The following is a 17,016-nucleotide window of genomic DNA, read 5'->3' on the forward strand; positions in this document are numbered from 1 at the left end:
GCGTATAATCAAATTCAGTTTACTGTGATTATGAACAGTGTGGAGAAACTGCAATGATTGGTCGCCTGAAAGGGACTTTGCTGGAAAAAAACGCCCCGTGGATTTTGCTCGACGTGCAAGGCGTGGGCTACGAACTACAGGTGCCCATGAGCACGCTGTTCAATCTGCCTGAAATCAACGGCAGTTGTACCCTGCTGACTCACCTTGTGGTGCGCGAAGACGCGCACACCTTGTACGGCTTTCAAAACATTGCCGAAAAAAATCTGTTCAAAACCCTGATTAAAGTGTCAGGCATCGGGCCGCGTACAGCTTTGGCCATTTTGTCGTCCATTTCCACCAACGATTTTTTACTGGCAGTACAAAGCCAGGAAACAGCCCGCTTGGTGAAAATTCCTGGCATAGGTAAAAAAACCGCTGAGCGCTTGTTGCTTGAACTGAAAGGTCAAATTGTGGCGTTGGGTGGCACGGCCAATATTGCAGAAGGCATGCCCTTGCCGATTGGAAATCAAAGTGAAATCGTTCAGGCCCTGTGCGCCTTGGGTTATTCTGACAAAGAAGCAGCGCTGGCCTGCAAAGGTCTGCCTGAGGGCACCAGTGTCACCGATGGCCTGAAACTGGCGCTGCGCAATTTGTCGAAAGGCTAAGCGAGATAATTCACGATGATTGAACCCGATCGCCTCATCAGCCCAACCAAAACCACGCCCGCTGAAGAAGCATTTGAACGTGCGTTGCGCCCAAAGCATTTGGATGAGTATGTAGGGCAACAAAAAATTCGCGATCAACTCGATATTTTTATTGCCGCGGCACGCGCACGCAACGAAGCACTAGACCATGTGCTTTTGTTCGGCCCTCCCGGCTTGGGCAAAACCACACTGGCCCATATTCTGGCCCGTGAAATGGGTGTGAACCTGCGCCAAACATCAGGCCCAGTCCTTGAACGCCCTGGTGATTTGGCAGCCTTGCTGACCAACTTGGAAGCGAACGACGTACTGTTCATCGATGAAATTCACAGGCTTTCGCCCGTGGTTGAAGAAATTCTGTACCCCGCGCTTGAAGACTATCAAATCGACATCATGATTGGCGAAGGGCCAGCCGCTCGAAGCGTGAAACTTGATTTGCAACCGTTCACGCTGGTTGGGGCCACCACCCGCGCCGGTATGTTGACCAACCCGCTGCGCGACCGGTTTGGCATTGTGTCCCGGCTTGAGTTTTACACACCCGAGGAACTCTCGCGGATTGTGGCACGTTCAGCCAATTTGCTGGACACCCCCGCGGAAGCCTCAGGCTGTCTCGAAATTGCACGCCGTTCTCGAGGTACGCCCCGCATTGCTAACCGCTTGCTGCGCCGTGTTCGCGATTATGCACAGGTGAAAGCGGATGGCATCATTACTGCTGAAGTGGCCGATGCCGCACTGACCATGCTTGATGTGGACAAGGTGGGCCTTGACCCCATGGACCGCCGATTGCTGGAAACCATCATTCACAAATTCGGTGGCGGACCGGTTGGACTGGAAAGCGTGGCTGCGGCCATTGGCGAAGAAAAAGACACCATCGAAGATGTGCTGGAGCCCTACCTGATTCAACAAGGCTACATTCAACGCACACCCCGTGGGCGTATTGCCACCTTGAACACTTATGCACATTTTGGCTTGACCGCACCGGCCAGTTTGGCGGGCACACATGCCGCGAATTTGCATCAGGGTGACCTGCTATAGCAATTTCGGCGGGATTACCTTCGCGGTTGCTGTAGCCACCTCGACGGGGTTGCCTTCTTTATCGCCAACTCCGCGGGGTTGCCCGATTCCGCACAGAAAACCGCTTAACCCCTTTTTGAAGCAAGGCATTCAATTCACCCAAGCCCGACAAAACTGATGGTCGGGTCTTGGGTGTCGCCATTGGGCGAGCATTGAAGCCTTGGTTCAAACGGGGCGGTTTTCTTGAATGTGCGGAACAGGCAAACCCACTGCCGAGTTGGCTGTGCAGGCAACGCCAGCGAATCTCCAAATCTCTTGAAAAGTGCGCGGGTGCGTGATCATTCACCGGCCTGGGATTGCTCACCGGCTGAGTTGCAGCCCAATCAGCAGCGGTGTCCCGATCGCCATGCCTTCGAGAAAACCTGCCCGTTTGAATTCACACGCCACGTTCAGCCAAAGGCTGACAATCCGATCGACCTTCAGTTTTGTCGAGCGGATTGAGTCAGTGTGATATCAAAAAGGGATCAACAGGTTTTCGGCTGGCGATTGGGATTTGCGCTGATTGGGCTTTGCCTTAATCAGCGATTGGGATTCGCGCTGAGTGGGCGGGACCAACGCTATGTGGGCCTTCAACTCGCGCCGACTGGGCAATCAATCCTCAGGCGCTTTCACCGGCTTACCCGCCCCCACCTTGGCCGTGGCTGGCTTTCGCACAGCAGGCTTCTTCGCCGCTACCGGGCGCTTCTCCGTGACAGGTTTCACAACAGGTTTGCTCGCCCACTTCACACCCAAGGCCGCTTCAAGTTCCTCAAGGGCCTCACCGGTGTAAACCGACAAACGCTGCATGGAAGGCAAGGCGTCGTGATCACCTGTAAACGCCACATTGAACTGGCCTGAGTAACTCACCACCGTGATATTCAAAGCCTGCCCATGCGGAATCAGGGAGATTGGGTAGAACTGCTCCAAGCGGCAACCCGAGAAATACAAATCACGTGATGGGCCAGGGACGTTCGATATCACTGTGTTGAAAATTGGACGCGTCAAGCCACCTAAGCCTGACACCAATTGCAACATCATTGGCGCCATCAACATGATGGTGTAGTTGTTGATCGCCTCTTTGGGCATGGCCTGCAAATTGGCTTTGGCCAACTGCGTCGAACGTCGAATTTCTTTCAAACGCGTCAGAGGATCGGCTTCGGTTGTGTACAGGTTGGCGATGATAAAGCTGATCGCATTGCCACCATCCAGATCATCAGCCGGGCGAACAGACACCGGCAAGCCTGCTGTCAACGATTCTGACGGCAACGCATCGCGCTCCAGCAAATAACGACGAATCGAACTTGAGCAAATCGCCAGAAAAATATCATTCACACTCACCTTGGCTGCCTCGGCCACGGCACGAACTCGTTCCAGCGGATAAGTTTGAGTAGCCAGTCGGCGCGCGCCACCCACGCGTTTGTTCACAATCGACTTGGGGCCGGAAAAAGGCGTGGCCAAAGCTGGGTCGGTTGGCTTGACAGCCTCACGCATCAAGTCCATCAGTGCACGACCCGCGGCAGGCAGAGACTGGCCGCTCAACTTGGCCGCTTCCCAGGCTTCACGCGCCTGGTCTGCAAAATGCTGGGGCTCAGAGTTCTTTTTCTTTCGGCTGATCGTACCGACAGACCAAGGGGCGGGCAGGTTCATGCTTTCTTTGGCCGACTTGCCAAAAATGCGTTCCATCAAACGCATGCCACCCACACCATCCATGAGGGAGTGATGCATTTTCGTGTACAAGGCAAAACGATTGCCGTACAGACCTTCAATCAGGTGCATTTCCCAAAGCGGCTTACGGAAATCCAAAGGGTGCGAATGCAAGCGCGAAATCAGGGTACCCAATTCGCGTTCACCGCCGGGGGCGGGCAAGGCACTGTGGCGGAAGTGATAATCCAGGTCAATTTTGTCGGCCTCAATCCACTTCGGCATCAAGGTCAGCAAGCGGGGACTGGACAAGCGATAGTTAAAGGGCGGTGCAAATTCAAGCGAATTACGAAGCATTTGAACAATGCGGGCAATGGCCTGCTGAGACGTTTCCCCCTCGGGCACCGTAAAAATCGCCATGCTGCCCACATGCATTGGAGCTTCTTTTGATTCGACGTACAGCCAGGATGCATCCAGCAAAGGGATATTTCGTGCCATGTCAGCGGTCTCCTCTTCTCATTGTTATTTGAATATGAATATTTAATTAATTTAATAGTGGCAGGATCCCAAAGTCCCGGAGGACCGCCCTACTCCTGCTTACAATACTGTAAGCATACTAGAGACGGGCCATTTCATGACATTCAAATACTCTCTGCGCGTTTATTTTGAAGACACCGATGCTGGAGGCATTGTTTATTACGGCAATTACCTCAAATTCATGGAACGCGCACGAAGCGAATGGTTCCTGCAACAAAGTATCGGCATGAAATCGCTTATGGAGGACCATCAAATGGTGTTCGTTGTCAGCCGAACCGAGCTGAACTACCTGCGCTCTGCTAAACTTGAGGATATTCTTGAAATATCGACGGAACTCACTGAACTTAAGCGAGTTTCTGCAGTCTTCAAGCAAACCGTAACGCGCAATGGCGAGGTCCTTTGCGAGGGTCAAACCAAGGTGGGATGTGTTAACACGCAAACCTTGAAGCCCAGCGCAATTCCCCCTGAAGTGCACGCGCAACTCAACCGATTGATGCCCTAGTGCGTTACAAGAAACGAATCATTTTCCTTACCGCGGATTGTTAATGGATATCTCTACCGACATGTCGTTCATCTCCCTGATCGCAGAGGCCAGCCTGGTTGTCCAGTTGGTCATGTTGATTCTGGTCATGATCTCCCTCATTTCATGGGCCACCATTTTCAAGAAATGGGCTGTATTGAAGCGCACCAAGCAACAGGCTGACAAATTCGAAGAAGAATTCTGGTCGGGCGGCGACTTGAACACCCTCTTCCAACGCGCAGGTATGCGCCGCAACGATGCTGGTCCGCTGGAGCGTATTTTTGAAGCGGGCATGAGCGAATTCTTGCGCGCCCGTGATAAAAAAGGCCTGACCGATTACTCACTGATCATTGACGGTGCACGTCGCGCCATGAAAGCAGCCTTCCAGCGCGAAAATGAAATCCTCGAACGCAACCTGCCCTTTCTCGCATCAGCTGGTTCAGTCAGCCCCTACATCGGACTGTTCGGAACGGTGTGGGGCATCATGCATGCGTTCGTGGGCCTGGCCAACGTACAGCAAGCCACCTTGGCTTCTGTAGCACCGGGTATTGCCGAAGCACTAATTGCCACAGCAATTGGACTGTTTGCGGCCATTCCGGCAGTCGTGGCGTACAACCGTTATGCCAACGACATTGATCGTTTGTCTACCCAGTTTGAGTCTTTCGTTGAGGAATTTTTGAACATTCTGCAACGTCAGCATTAATTTCTGCACCCATGCCAGAAACCAGCAACAGGAAACTTAATCGATGAAAGCCGAACTTGGACGAAAATCCAGACGCGCCATGAACGAGATCAATGTGGTGCCCTACATCGACGTGATGTTGGTGCTGCTGATCATTTTCATGGTCACGGCCCCAATGATTACCCCATCAGTGATTGATTTGCCGTCCATGGCCAACACCAATCCGCCCAAACAAATGCGCCCAATTGAAGTCACCGTGCGCCAGGTGGGCAGCTTGGTGGTGAAGGACATGAAAACCAATAAAACCACTGAAGTGACCTTGGAAAACCTGGCCGCTGAAGTGAAAAAACTGCAGGCCGATGAGCCCGATCGCCCTGTGGTCATTTCAGCCGAGAAAGCCATTCAGTATCAGGCCGTGGTTGACGCTATGGATGCTTTGCAAAATGCACAAATCCAGAAAGTCGGCCTGCTGGTGAAACCGAAAAGCAAATGAGCGCAGACTTAACCCGACCACGCAACGGCTGGGACTTTACACCAGCCCATCAAGCATTGCTTTCCAAAATGAGCAAGGAAAGCGGGTTAGAGGCGCGCCTGGAACCACCAGTAGACCACACTGGCGAGAAGGCAGGCCTGACAGTGTCTGTGCTTGCACACCTTACTTTGGTGGCATTTTTCGTTGTGGGGCTCAACTGGAATACCGAAGAGCCAGCCGCATTTGAAGCGGTATTGTGGTCCGAGATGCCCGCCAATGAGCCGATTGCCGTGCAACAACCCAAGCCCGACCCCGTCCCGGAACCCGAGCCACCTAAGCCTGTGGTTGAAACACCGCCACCTCCAAAGCCGGTGGAACCACCCAAGGCAGATATCGAATTGCCCAAGCCCGAGCCCAAAAAGAAGCCCGAGCCTAAGCCCGAACCGAAGAAACCTGAGCCCAAGCCCGAGCCAAAAAAACCGGAGCCCAAGCCTGAACCGAAGAAGCCCGAGCCAAAGCCGGAACCCAAGAAACCTGAGCCAAAAATTGATCCTGAACTGGCCAAAAAGCTTCGGCAGGAAGAACTTGCCCGCATTATGGGTGGAGCGCCCAACACAGGTAGCACATCTGCAGGCACCAGCAGAAACAAGGCACAGTACAGTGACCGAATTCGGCAATATGTACGGAGTAAACTGGTATTTCCCGGTGCCGACTCAGTCGACGGAAACCCGGAGGCCGTATTCGAAGTCAAGCAACTTCCCAACGGGGAAATTGTCTCTATCACTCAGAAAAAAAGCAGTGGGTTGCCAGCGTGGGACAGCGCTGTGGAGCGCGCTTTGCAGCGTTCCAGCCCACTACCCAGGGCTGAAGACGGTTCAGTCGAACCGGTGCTTGTCCTCTCATTCCGTCCAAAAGACGTTTAATTCATAGTGAAACAATGAACTACGCCAACCAAGCCATGCATTTACAACAATCAACCACCCTGTGGGACCGCCTGCGTCGATCCGCAAGCATCCTGCTGGCCTTCTTTGCCCTGGTAACCATGACAGTGCCGGCGCAAGCGCAACTGAAAATTGACATTACCGGAGTGGGTGCAAATCAAATCGCCTTTTCGGCGGCACCATTTCAGGGCAATCAGGGTTTGCCTGAAGACATTAAAAAGGTGATTGAAGACGATTTGGTGCGCAGCGGATTTTTCCGCTCTATCAATACCACCAGCAATGTTGAATTGAATGAGTCCACGCTAATCGATCCTTCCGCTTGGAAATCAATTGGCGTAGACGCCCTGATCGTGGGTTCAGTGAAAAAGCTGCCAGATGGGCGCCTGGACTTGCGCTTTAACCTGCACGACACTGCCCAGCAGAAGTCACTCGGCAAATTCAGCTACGTGATTGCCCCCTCGGCTTTGCGCCTGCATGCTCACAAAATTGCCGATTTTGTATACGAAAAAATGCTGGGCGAGAAAGGTGTGTTTTCCACGCGCCTGGCCTATGTTGAGAAAGCCCCTGGTCGCTACCGCCTGATTATTGCGGATGCCGATGGCGCCAACCCACAAGTGGCGCTGGCCTCCAAAGAACCCATTATTTCGCCAGCTTGGTCGCCAGACGGCACGCAACTTGCCTATGTTTCCTTCGAAACTCGCAAACCTGTTGTATTTGTTCACACACTTGCAACAGGTCGCCGCAAGGCTCTGGCGAATTTCAAAGGCAGCAACAGTGCACCGGCGTGGTCATCGAATGGCCAGCAACTTGCAGTGGTGCTGACCAAAGATGGTGGGTCACAAATTTTCTCGATGAATGCCGATGGATCGAGCCTGAACCGATTGACCAGCACAGGTGGAATCAACACCGAACCTGCGTACAGTCACGATGGCAGAAGCATCTATTTCACTTCTGATCGTGGAGGTGGCCCACAAATTTATCGAATGAGCACAAATGGCGGTGATGCGACACGTGTGACATTCGAAGGTGGATACAATATCTCGCCTCGAATTAGTCCCGATGACAAAACATTGACATATGTGACTCGTCGAGACGGGCAATTTCGAATTGCCGCACTGGATTTGGCAGGTGGCACAGAAATGCTGCTGACAAATACCGGGCGGGACGAAAGCCCAAGTTTCGCGCCGAATGGGCGTTACATTTTGTATGCGACCAAGTCGGGCGGCAAAGGGACCCTGGCCGTGGTGTCAAAAGATGGACGAATCAAGTACACCTTGAGCAGTTCGGGCGCTGACATTTCGGAACCCACCTGGGGCCCGTTCATAAACGATTGATTTTGAATTTGTTTTAACTGGTTTTACACTAAACACTCTTTAGGTCTGGAGAAAAAAATGAAACACTCAATGGTCAAGTACTTGGCGATTTCCGCAATGGTGGCCGTATTGGCCGCTTGTAGCTCTGCCGTTCCTTTGAACGACAAGCCTACAGTTGAATCAAAAACCGGCACAGCACCTGGTTCTGACGGCCGCGCCGTACCAACAGTAACCCCAGGCGATGCCGATCCTCTGAACGATCCGCAAGGCGTACTGGCCAAGCGCAGCGTCTACTTCGACTACGACAGCTACACTGTCAAGTCCGAGTACCGTGAGCTGGTTCAAAACCACGCCAAGTACCTGGTTGCCAACCCCAACCGCAAAGTTGTTGTTCAAGGCAACACCGACGAACGCGGTGGCGCTGAATACAACCTGGCTTTGGGCCAGCGCCGTGCTGATGCAGTAAAAACACTGATGCTGGCATTGGGCGTAAAAGAAGGTCAAATTGAAACAGTCAGCTTTGGCAAAGAAAAGCCAAAAGCAACTGGCAGCAATGAAGCCGCTTATGCCGAAAACCGTCGTTCTGACATCGTTTACCAGTAATCAAGGAAACTATTCGAGATGACTTTTAACATCAAGCAAAAAGCCTGGGCAATCGCCCTGTTCTGCGCCTTTGCATCCAATTCCGCATTTGCGATATTTGATGACACGGAAGCACGCAAGGCAATTCTGGACTTGCGCCAGCAGGTTAAAGTGCTTGAAGATCGGGTTGCTCGAATGGAATCTGCGAATCAGGGGCAGCTGTCACTGGCTCAGTCCCTAAGTGAAAAAGACCGAGAGATCGCCCGCTTGCGTGGTGATCTCGAAGTCGCCAACAACAACATTCGAAAGCTGCAGGAAGACAATCGTTTACTGTATACAAACCTTGACGACCGCCTCAAGAAGCTTGAACCGAAAGCCGTTCAACTTGATGGCGAAGAACTCACGGTTCCCCCCGAACAATTCAATGATTACCAGGCCGGACTTGACCATTTCAAGGCTGGCAACTACAAAGACGCAGCCCTGCAATTTCAGGATTTCCTGAACAAGTACAAGCAAAGCAAGCTTGAACCTCAGGTCCGTTACTTCTTGGGCAGTACCCAATTTGCGCAAGGCGAATATAAAACCGCCTTGGTCACGCAACGCGATCTGGCGAAAGATTTTCCGGACAGCCCGCGCGCGCCTGACGCATTGCTTAGCATGGCCAGTTCACAGCTGGAGCTGAAAAGCATCCCTGGTGCAAAAAAAACCTTGGGTGAACTGATTGCCAAATACCCCAACAGCCCCGCCGCAGCGAGCGCCAAGGCGCGGCTCGAAGCGCTGAAATAATCACACAAAAGTAATCACACCCTGTGCGCCCGTAAACGGGTAGACCCAGTTAAAATACCGGCACTTCAACACAAAGGTGCCGGTTCATGGAAGAAATCAACCTTAGCAGCATTCAAAGCACTGTGCTTTGGGCCACATTTGCCGTGGGCCTTGCCTTCGGTGCCATTTCCCATCGCACCCATTTTTGTACCATGGGTGCAATTGCTGACGTGTTCAACTTTGGTGACTGGAACCGCATGCGCATGTGGCTGCTGGCAATCGCCGTTGCCGCACTTGGCCTTCAGGGCCTAAGTATCACAGGACATGCCAACCTCAACGACACTATTTTCTTGAACAGTCAGTGGTCTTGGTTGTCAGGTATTGTTGGCGGCTTGCTGTTCGGCGCAGGCATGGTATTGGCTTCGGGCTGCGGCAGCAAAACCTTGATTCGCCTTGGCGCAGGCAATTTGAAAGCCCTCATGGTTTTCGTGATTATGGGAATTACCGCGTACATGACCCTCAAAGGGGTTTTCGGCGTATTTCGCGCCAATTACCTGGACCCTATTCGTTTTGAATTCAGCAGCAGCCCTTATTTGCCTGAGCTTTTGGCCAATCTGTTCAGCCAGGAACCCGCTGCCCTGACATCCATTTTTGCCATCGCACTGCCTGTAATCCTGTTGATCGTGGCACTGGGAAGCAAATCAGCCTGGAACAGAGAAGTGATTGTTGGCGGTGCCGGCGTGGGCTTAACCATTGTGGCGGCTTGGTGGGTGGTGTTCCAGGTGGCTTACATTCCCGAACACCCAGATACTCTTGAAGCGGCCTATTTGGGCACCTACGCAAACCGTGCGGAAGGCTTCAGCTTCGTGGCACCCTATGCTTACACGCTGGAATGGCTGATGTTTTTCTCAGACGTGACGCGGGTTCTTACCGTAGGAGTAGTGGCTTGCTTCGGGGTCATTTTGGGAGCCACCGCCAGCGCGTTATTAGAAAAATCGTTTCGCTGGGAAACATTCCAAGGCGTTGAAGACACGGCCAACCACACAGTCGGCGCAGTACTCATGGGTGTCGGTGGCGTACTTGCCCTGGGCTGCACCGTGGGCCAGGGGCTAAGCGGCGTAAGCACCCTGTCACTTGCATCATTCGTGGCTTTGGGCAGCATAGTTGTTGGCGCAATGGGAGCATTGAAGTATCAAATGTGGCGCGTTGAGCGCATGGTTTAACTTTCATGACAAAGAAGTGATGAAGCGCTTCTTTTTTTAAGAAAGCTCAGTTATACTCTCGGTCTTCGGCGAATTAGCTCAGCCGGTTAGAGCGACGGAATCATAATCCGCAGGTCCGGGGTTCGAATCCCTGATTCGCCACCACGAATTAAAAAGTCTAAGTCTCACAAGGACTTAGGCTTTTTTTCATTTCAAGCCATGTATCCGGTTAGGGATACGATCATGAGAATGCCCCCCAGAGTTTGCAAGACCCCGCGCGGGATCTACGTCTTTCGCTATTACGTCCACGGCATAGAAAAAAGACTCAGCCTGAAAACCCGAGATCCCCAGCGGGCGCGTTACTTGGGTTATCTTCTGAACCATGAGCTTGAATCGATGAGGCATTGGGGCGCGGAGATGAAGAATTACGGTAAACCAAAAGTTGAGGGGCTAAACCCTTCGAAATTGGAGATCATCAGTTCGACAGATGGTCAAATTCGATTCACCGACATAAAAGACGAAAAGGAGGCCGCCCTTGCGTTCAAATTGGCTTCCGAGTATGCAGCTAGCCAACAGGCCCAGAAAACGCAACAGCGCCCCCAGAATCGATCCGAAAGGGCATCAGATCCGATTGAACCCGATCAGCCATTAAGCAAAGATCAAGAAGAAATCTTGGCACTGCGTAAAGCAATGTCCGAAACCTTGGCAACCATTTCACCTGAATCCGCAAAATTCGAAATTGCGATTGAAAAATACCGAATCATCGAGAGCAGGCGCATAGACTCCAAATCGGTTTACGAGATCCTTGGGACGGTCAAAGCATTTCAGGCACGCAATCCCAAAGCAAAGAAGTTGGGTGATGTGACCAAAAAGATGGCGTTGGACTATTACACCGAATTGATGGGATCCAATCTGTCATTAACCACGGTGGACAAAAAGATCAAATTTTTGAAAAGCTTTTTCCGAGTGGCAATCGAACAAGACTTGTTGAAGACTGCCAACCCGTTTGAAACCATTAAGGTTGCTACCAAAAAGCAGATCAAGGCCCAACAGATCAATTACAGCCCTTTTACTCAAAAGGAATTGAATCGGATATTTGATCCGGCCACATACTTTGAATTTTTCGAACTCAACCCCTCCTATGTTTTGATTCCTGTTATTGCTCTTTATACGGGGGCAAGAGCGGAGGAAATCGCTTCGATGCGGGTTCATGAACTCGAAGAAGAGGATGGTGTGTGGTTCATCAGGGCACCCAAAGAGCGCGTCAAAAATACCAACTCAATCCGGAAAATTGTGTTTAGCCAGCAACTCGAGGGACTGGTTCTGAAAGCGATGCAACACATTGCAAGCTTCAAGAAACCCAATGATCCACTCTTTTACCTGACCGATGGCAAGAACGGTTACAACAAGGCACTAACCTCGCGTTGGGGTCTTTACTTGGATTCACTGGACATTAAAGCCAAAGACAAAGTATTCCATAGCCTGCGCCACACATTTATCTCAGAGATGACCAACACGGGCTGCAACACAGTTTTGCTGATGCGTTTAGTCGGTCACATTGACGAACGATTTGGCACTGTCCCTGTGAGCACAACCCACCAAGAGGTCTACAACAAACAGGAAAAGCCGATCAAGGCATTGCAACACCTAGCGGGGCAATTGACATGCGAACCGTCAGTTGCGTTCAAACAGGCTTTCCTGGATTGGTCTGAAAAATTCGTTCAGGCAGGCGAACCAGAGGTGCGGACGCGAAACCTTCGGAACACATCGGATTAAATTACCGCAAAGTCCGAAACCTAAATTCGCACAACAATCTGTGCAAATTGTTGGCCTTAGATTTTTAGGGGTCAATCGGTTCCAATTCCTTGCTCTTTAATTTGCATAACATCATGTGTTAATTGCCTTGCGGTCGTGTCTGGCCTTGTTGGGTAATTTGCGCAAAATGTTATGCACAGGCGGAAACTCGTTGACTCAGTCTTAAGCCTCGCAGAGGAAAGGGCTGGGCGTAGCCCTGGAGGGATCACCAAAAAAGGTGGGGTTAAAACCAGCGACGCCACCTTGGGGGGGCTAGCATCGGGGGGGGAATCGCATCGGAAATTGTGGTCGTTTCAACACAATTTTGTGCTAATTCAACACATTTTTATCGTGGGAGCCATAATCCAAATTGTGGTCGTTTCAACACAATTTTGTGCTGATTTAACACATTTTTCATGCGGGGTTTAAGGCGACGCCCACCTCGGGGGGGCTAGGCATCGGGGGTCAAAAAGTGCTGAGCGAACGCGAACACTTTTCCTAGATATTCTATATATCTATTCTTAAGGGACTCCGAGACCCGCTACCAGCAACCTTCTCCAGCCATCGATTGTGGTGGTTTCAACACATTTTTGTGGTGGTTTCAACACATTAATTGTGGTGGTTTCAACACAATTTTGTGGTGGTTTCAACACATTGACAAAAGCAATTAATTTTATAATTTGAATTGAAATCAACAATTAACTCACTTGCACGTGTTGACTTTTACAACTCTTTTTCGTAATCAATTAGAGGAGATTAAAAAAGGAATTTAAATGGAATCAACAACAAGAGAACTGAGTGACGTTTTGGAAAATAATCTAGGCTTCGCAGCAGATGAAAAGTTTGACATCAGTATTAAAGACAAACGAGCGAAAGCGGGGCAAGAATTCGCTCTTGTTTTTCTGGAAAACCTCTCAAGCGTAATAGACAATCTGTCTAAGATGGAATTTAAAGTTCTGATCGCAATAGTCAAAATATGCCAGTTTAATAACGTCTACAAAGTCACACACGAATTGATTTCCAAGAGCAGCGGCATTGAACGCTCAAACGTGACACGATCAATTAAAAAGCTAAAAGAAAAAGGCTATATCTTGGTTGATGAGGAAACAAAGACTGAGTTCGTCAATCCTAATGTTTTCATGAAAGGCTCGTTACACTTGTTCAAAGGAAGTAACACATACCGGAAGATTAAAGAAGGAAAAATCAATTCCGGAGGACTTCCACAAGCGTTCTAAAATAAAACCGATCACCAATTTAAATCACAATTTATAACATTGGTGTATCTGATGAAGCACAAATACGGGTGCATATTTTATTAACGTATTGCGAGCAATATCAACACGAACTTTTTACAGACGAAGAACAACAAGAAAATAGCGGTGGTAGCATGAAAAAAATGAAACTAAGTAAAGAACAACAAGACTTGTTAAAAATTTTGTTAAGCAAAGCTTTTGCACCAACCAGCATTGGATTAATAAACGCTTACGATGAATTCAATTATCAAAATATAAACTGGGACTTTGGCCACCCAGATTATTGGTGTAGATACAGTGAAAGAGAAATCAGGCATTTCAGAGTATTAGCGAAAATATATGAAGCATATAAAAGTGGCCAGCCTATGCAAGTAGAATTTCATATCTGCATCGTTAATAACAACGAATCCCCAATTACTTTTAAATTCAGCGAAAAAGAAAACTCAACGGATACAAGAAGCGAAATTTACGAACATCCGCTTTACTTGTTTCTGAAAATGCAGGAAGAAAAAAAGGCAATGTGCGAAGGCTTGGTAGTAACTGACGAGCCGACGCAAAGCAAGGGACGAGCGCGATTATGATGATAAATTTCGTCAATAACTGAGAAGGTGTAGTGATATACACCTTTTTGCTCCGCAACAAAGTTACATTCGCAGCCAATCTTCTTTCAGCTATAAGCCTATCCCGCTCTTTAATGAAAATTAAATAATTTGGATGGGCATGGTGAAAGGATGAACGAAATCCAATCATTAGAACACCCAGCAACGATGAAAGCACTAGCCACACCAATCATTTAAATGCATCGGGTAGCCTACAACTCGAGCCATCCAAACCGAATCAATCGGATGAAAACCCCCACCCAAAACCGACCAAGTTAAGCCCCAAAACGGATGCAGGTCAAAAACGTGTAACGGCCTGTTTGCAATCTGTAGCAGGGGTTTTGTCTTTAGTGCCCCTCCCTTTTAAGGGGGGATAGGCACCAGGGGTGCACGCTTGCGTGCGCGTCGCAGACCCCTCGGAGAGTCCCCCGGAAGGGCCGACAATGACACAAAATGCCGATAGGCGTTTTTGTTATTGATAGTCGGTATTTTAGGATTATAAAAAGGGGTTGCTTTAGGATTTTAAATTAATATAATGAATAGAGAAGGATAAAAATAACAATAACACTTAGGAATAGGAATTGCACTAAAAAACCTAACTTTTAAAAGCCGGAGTAACGGGGGTCTATTTTAGGATTTGTTTTTCGGAAATTAGGATTTTCAAAAAAAGTAGCAACTTCTTTTCCAGAATTTTGAGGTAAAGAAGATGGAGCTTTTTAAATCGTGGGATCAGATGACCGAGGTTCAAAAGATCCGATTTTTGATCAAAGAAGATGAAGCCAAGCAGCGTGCGAACAAAGCCACCAGCCGCCGTGACGATAGCGAACAATCGATCGCTGAATACATTGAAGCCAGCAAGATCCGCAACAAGAATTACCGCAACAACGGGGTCGCATTCCTGCGCATTGAAGCCCGTCCAATCCACGATCAAAAGTTCGCCATGGATGGTGAAGTGAAGGCCCTAAAGAGTCGTGTGGCGAACCAAACGTTCAAGGATTTTTCGATTGAAAAGAAGTCCGATCGCAAAAAAATTTACAAACAAATTAGCTCGATGATCAATCGGGCTGGAACCCCGAAATCGGTGAAAAAAAGATTGCGCGGTGGTGTTCAACGAACGATTGATGAAGCGTTGCGATTGGGAGCCCTGAGCCACCTTAAGAACGATCAGCCAGAACACATTGCATTGGCGTTTGGGGATCCGGATGAGATGAAGGATTTGGATCGGTATTTGCGGGAAGAGTGGTGGCCTAGCGTCTGTGAATTGGATCAATCGGAGGGATCGGAATCATTTCAACAACGCCTCTATGAAGCATTGACTGGACCCAAACCCGAGGGCAAAAGGAAAGCTAAAAAAGATCAAAAAGAGATCCCAGAAAGTGCCTTGGGCTACCTTGGTGGGGTGATCTCTGCCCCGCCCTATGTGGATGACTCCATTCAATTTGCCTTCCTGGATTCCGCGTTAAATTACCTTAAAAAGGAATACGGGGAAAACCTGTTGGGCGTGGTGTTCCATGACGTCGAGGAACGCTTTGCAAAGGAACCTGCGGATGCTCAAGGCGGCCGCCATTTTCACTTCTTTATCAAACCGAAATTGGGTCAGCGGCTCGAAGACTTGCATCCAGGATTGAAAGCCTCCTTGGACTTGATTAAGACTGAAACCAAAGAGCACTACACCAACCCACGCCAATACATTGAAACCGAAATCACACGGCAAAAAGTGGATGGGGTTTTGATTGAAAAGACCCGCGAACGGTTGGTGGATGTGTGGTGGGATCCTGAAACCAATAAGGTAGAACGCCATGGTAATGAGTGGGAAACTAAGCCCGAGATCCAAACACCTGGTGGGAAATTTGATGCCCGAAAAGCCTTGGTTCGCAAGTTCAAACGAACAGAAAACCAATTGAAACTGGATAAGGAATTCGATAGAACATTGTTTGCCCGCCGTCGAATGGTTTACAGCGCTGCCATGACCAAGATCCAGGATCGGTTCTTCTATGAGGTGGCGAGCCAGTTTGAATTCACCCGCCTAGGGCCAAATCGCAAACGCTACAACCCGTTGGAATGGTCTGCCCACCGTCAACACCGTCAGCTTGTGGACAACAATCGGGAGATGATTCGCACCGAGAACAAGACCCGCAAGCAAATCGGGAAGCACAAACAAACATTGACCGATTTGAAAGATCAAAGTGTGAAAGTGGTTCAGGGAATCACCCGAACGATCACGGAACAACAGCGGATCCGAAAAGAGATTGAAGCCAAAAACCTGGAATTGAAGCTAACGGATGAAAACTACAAGAGAAAAAAGGAAGAAATTGAACGCGAGTTGGCGGAACACGATCGGCAATTGAAAGCGAAGATCGAGGTTCAGGAAAAGACCATTGAACAGCTTGAACAAAAGAAGATTGAGTCCGCCAAGGGATTGGAGGACATCACCGTTAAGACGAAAAAGACCAAAGAAGAGTTGAGAATGCTCATGGCCCGCCGCAAAAAACAGGCTCAGAAAATCGATGTGGCGGCTCAATTTACGGGGCGCGTGGCAGGGGTTGCCAAGGCCACACAAGAGAGCCTGCAAAGCATCTTGCCATCGGGTAAAAAGGAATTGGAAGAAAAGGCCGCCAAGTTGGAGGATGACTATCAAGCCAAATCAGCTCAATTAGACCGCATTAAAGAGGACTACCTGCGCGACATTGCGTATCACGAGAAGAAGGTGAAGGCTGAACAGGCCAAGCGTAAGGAAGCCGAGGAAAGTGTTGAATTACTGTATGGAGCCTTGCAGAACTCCCATGAAATTATTAAGAAACTGGTTCCGCCAGAGGTGTTCGACCGCTATGAGAACCGATTAAAAAACAAGCTCCCAAAACCAAGTCCGACCAAATCCAATGACGGCCATTGACTTTGTTGATCAGCTTGCTAAATTAAAAGTAGGATTCTCAATCTTCATCTCGTTGAGCTCCTTTTAAGATTAAAGACCAAATAGGATTT

15 protein-coding genes and 1 tRNA gene are annotated in these 17,016 nt (G+C 49.5%); 15 read left to right on the forward strand and 1 reads right to left on the reverse strand.

Annotated elements, in window-relative coordinates; genetic code table 11:
* The first annotated feature begins 53 nt into the window (after nucleotides 1-53).
* Entirely contained in the window at nucleotides 54-644 is a 591-nt protein-coding gene (ruvA, locus tag LMED105_RS11875; RefSeq protein WP_008251568.1) for a Holliday junction branch migration protein RuvA, read from the forward strand.
* A 15-nt stretch (nucleotides 645-659) separates the two neighbouring features.
* Nucleotides 660-1,715: a Holliday junction branch migration DNA helicase RuvB gene (gene ruvB / locus LMED105_RS11880; RefSeq protein WP_008251571.1), complete on the forward strand. Its 1,056-nt coding sequence runs from the start codon at nucleotides 660-662 to the stop codon at nucleotides 1,713-1,715.
* A 630-nt stretch (nucleotides 1,716-2,345) separates the two neighbouring features.
* Here ruvB and LMED105_RS11885 read toward each other — a convergent pair.
* Complete coding sequence (locus LMED105_RS11885; RefSeq protein ID WP_008251579.1) at nucleotides 2,346-3,872, reverse strand: wax ester/triacylglycerol synthase family O-acyltransferase; 1,527 nt, start codon at nucleotides 3,870-3,872, stop codon at nucleotides 2,346-2,348.
* A gap of 136 nt (nucleotides 3,873-4,008) precedes the next feature.
* Between LMED105_RS11885 and ybgC the strand changes: the two genes are divergently transcribed.
* The 13 genes from ybgC (at nucleotide 4,009) to LMED105_RS11955 (ending at nucleotide 16,927) form a co-directional block, all read left to right on the forward strand.
* Nucleotides 4,009-4,413, forward strand: coding sequence for a tol-pal system-associated acyl-CoA thioesterase (ybgC, locus tag LMED105_RS11890; protein ID WP_008251581.1), 405 nt, complete (start codon nucleotides 4,009-4,011; stop codon nucleotides 4,411-4,413).
* A 43-nt stretch (nucleotides 4,414-4,456) separates the two neighbouring features.
* Complete coding sequence (gene tolQ / locus LMED105_RS11895) at nucleotides 4,457-5,134, forward strand: protein TolQ (protein ID WP_040513351.1); 678 nt, start codon at nucleotides 4,457-4,459, stop codon at nucleotides 5,132-5,134.
* Between the two features lie 43 nt (nucleotides 5,135-5,177).
* A complete protein-coding gene (gene tolR, locus LMED105_RS11900) occupies nucleotides 5,178-5,606 on the forward strand; it encodes a protein TolR (protein ID WP_008251585.1) in 429 nt (142 codons plus the stop codon).
* Complete coding sequence (locus tag LMED105_RS11905) at nucleotides 5,603-6,508, forward strand: energy transducer TonB (RefSeq protein WP_008251609.1); 906 nt, start codon at nucleotides 5,603-5,605, stop codon at nucleotides 6,506-6,508. Before tolR ends, LMED105_RS11905 begins: the two co-directional genes overlap by 4 nt.
* A 14-nt stretch (nucleotides 6,509-6,522) precedes the next feature.
* Nucleotides 6,523-7,860, forward strand: a complete 1,338-nt coding sequence (tolB, locus tag LMED105_RS11910; RefSeq protein WP_008251610.1) for a Tol-Pal system beta propeller repeat protein TolB — start codon at nucleotides 6,523-6,525, stop codon at nucleotides 7,858-7,860.
* Between the two features lie 57 nt (nucleotides 7,861-7,917).
* Nucleotides 7,918-8,442: a peptidoglycan-associated lipoprotein Pal gene (gene pal / locus LMED105_RS11915; protein ID WP_008251611.1), complete on the forward strand. Its 525-nt coding sequence runs from the start codon at nucleotides 7,918-7,920 to the stop codon at nucleotides 8,440-8,442.
* An 18-nt stretch (nucleotides 8,443-8,460) separates the two neighbouring features.
* On the forward strand, nucleotides 8,461-9,207 hold the full coding sequence (gene ybgF, locus LMED105_RS11920; protein WP_008251612.1) for a tol-pal system protein YbgF: 747 nt from the start codon (nucleotides 8,461-8,463) through the stop codon (nucleotides 9,205-9,207).
* A gap of 86 nt (nucleotides 9,208-9,293) precedes the next feature.
* Nucleotides 9,294-10,409 (forward strand): YeeE/YedE family protein, encoded by a 1,116-nt coding sequence (locus tag LMED105_RS11925; RefSeq protein WP_008251614.1) that lies wholly within the window; start codon nucleotides 9,294-9,296, stop codon nucleotides 10,407-10,409.
* A 67-nt stretch (nucleotides 10,410-10,476) separates the two neighbouring features.
* Nucleotides 10,477-10,553: transfer RNA gene (locus tag LMED105_RS11930), tRNA-Met, on the forward strand.
* A 78-nt stretch (nucleotides 10,554-10,631) separates the two neighbouring features.
* The gene (locus tag LMED105_RS11940) at nucleotides 10,632-12,164 is read left to right on the forward strand and encodes a tyrosine-type recombinase/integrase (protein ID WP_198006852.1); all 1,533 of its coding nucleotides are present in this window, start codon (nucleotides 10,632-10,634) and stop codon (nucleotides 12,162-12,164) included.
* Nucleotides 12,165-12,955: 791 nt separating this feature from the next.
* Nucleotides 12,956-13,417: a replication/maintenance protein RepL gene (locus tag LMED105_RS11945; protein WP_008251623.1), complete on the forward strand. Its 462-nt coding sequence runs from the start codon at nucleotides 12,956-12,958 to the stop codon at nucleotides 13,415-13,417.
* 68 nt (nucleotides 13,418-13,485) lie between these two features.
* Nucleotides 13,486-14,016: a hypothetical protein gene (locus tag LMED105_RS11950; RefSeq protein ID WP_008251625.1), complete on the forward strand. Its 531-nt coding sequence runs from the start codon at nucleotides 13,486-13,488 to the stop codon at nucleotides 14,014-14,016.
* A gap of 724 nt (nucleotides 14,017-14,740) precedes the next feature.
* On the forward strand, nucleotides 14,741-16,927 hold the full coding sequence (locus tag LMED105_RS11955) for a hypothetical protein (RefSeq protein ID WP_156799677.1): 2,187 nt from the start codon (nucleotides 14,741-14,743) through the stop codon (nucleotides 16,925-16,927).
* The last annotated feature ends 89 nt before the right edge of the window (nucleotides 16,928-17,016 follow it).

This window comes from Limnobacter sp. MED105 (assembly GCF_000170915.1).
Classification (GTDB): Bacteria; Pseudomonadota; Gammaproteobacteria; order Burkholderiales; family Burkholderiaceae_B; genus Limnobacter.

Bases quoted from the DNA above. Each gene is read 5' to 3' on its own strand.
- LMED105_RS11945 (WP_008251623.1), top strand. From the start codon at position 12,956: ATGGAATCAACAACAAGAGAACTGAGTGACGTTTTGGAAAATAATCTA.
- ybgC (WP_008251581.1), top strand. From the start codon at position 4,009: ATGACATTCAAATACTCTCTGCGCGTTTATTTTGAAGACACCGATGCT.
- LMED105_RS11925 (WP_008251614.1), top strand. From the start codon at position 9,294: ATGGAAGAAATCAACCTTAGCAGCATTCAAAGCACTGTGCTTTGGGCC.
- ybgF (WP_008251612.1), top strand. From the start codon at position 8,461: ATGACTTTTAACATCAAGCAAAAAGCCTGGGCAATCGCCCTGTTCTGC.
- tolR (WP_008251585.1), top strand. From the start codon at position 5,178: ATGAAAGCCGAACTTGGACGAAAATCCAGACGCGCCATGAACGAGATC.
- LMED105_RS11955 (WP_156799677.1), top strand. From the start codon at position 14,741: ATGGAGCTTTTTAAATCGTGGGATCAGATGACCGAGGTTCAAAAGATC.
- ruvB (WP_008251571.1), top strand. From the start codon at position 660: ATGATTGAACCCGATCGCCTCATCAGCCCAACCAAAACCACGCCCGCT.
- LMED105_RS11905 (WP_008251609.1), top strand. From the start codon at position 5,603: ATGAGCGCAGACTTAACCCGACCACGCAACGGCTGGGACTTTACACCA.
- tolQ (WP_040513351.1), top strand. From the start codon at position 4,457: ATGGATATCTCTACCGACATGTCGTTCATCTCCCTGATCGCAGAGGCC.
- ruvA (WP_008251568.1), top strand. From the start codon at position 54: ATGATTGGTCGCCTGAAAGGGACTTTGCTGGAAAAAAACGCCCCGTGG.
- LMED105_RS11885 (WP_008251579.1), bottom strand. From the start codon at position 3,872: ATGGCACGAAATATCCCTTTGCTGGATGCATCCTGGCTGTACGTCGAA.
- LMED105_RS11940 (WP_198006852.1), top strand. From the start codon at position 10,632: ATGAGAATGCCCCCCAGAGTTTGCAAGACCCCGCGCGGGATCTACGTC.
- pal (WP_008251611.1), top strand. From the start codon at position 7,918: ATGAAACACTCAATGGTCAAGTACTTGGCGATTTCCGCAATGGTGGCC.
- tolB (WP_008251610.1), top strand. From the start codon at position 6,523: ATGAACTACGCCAACCAAGCCATGCATTTACAACAATCAACCACCCTG.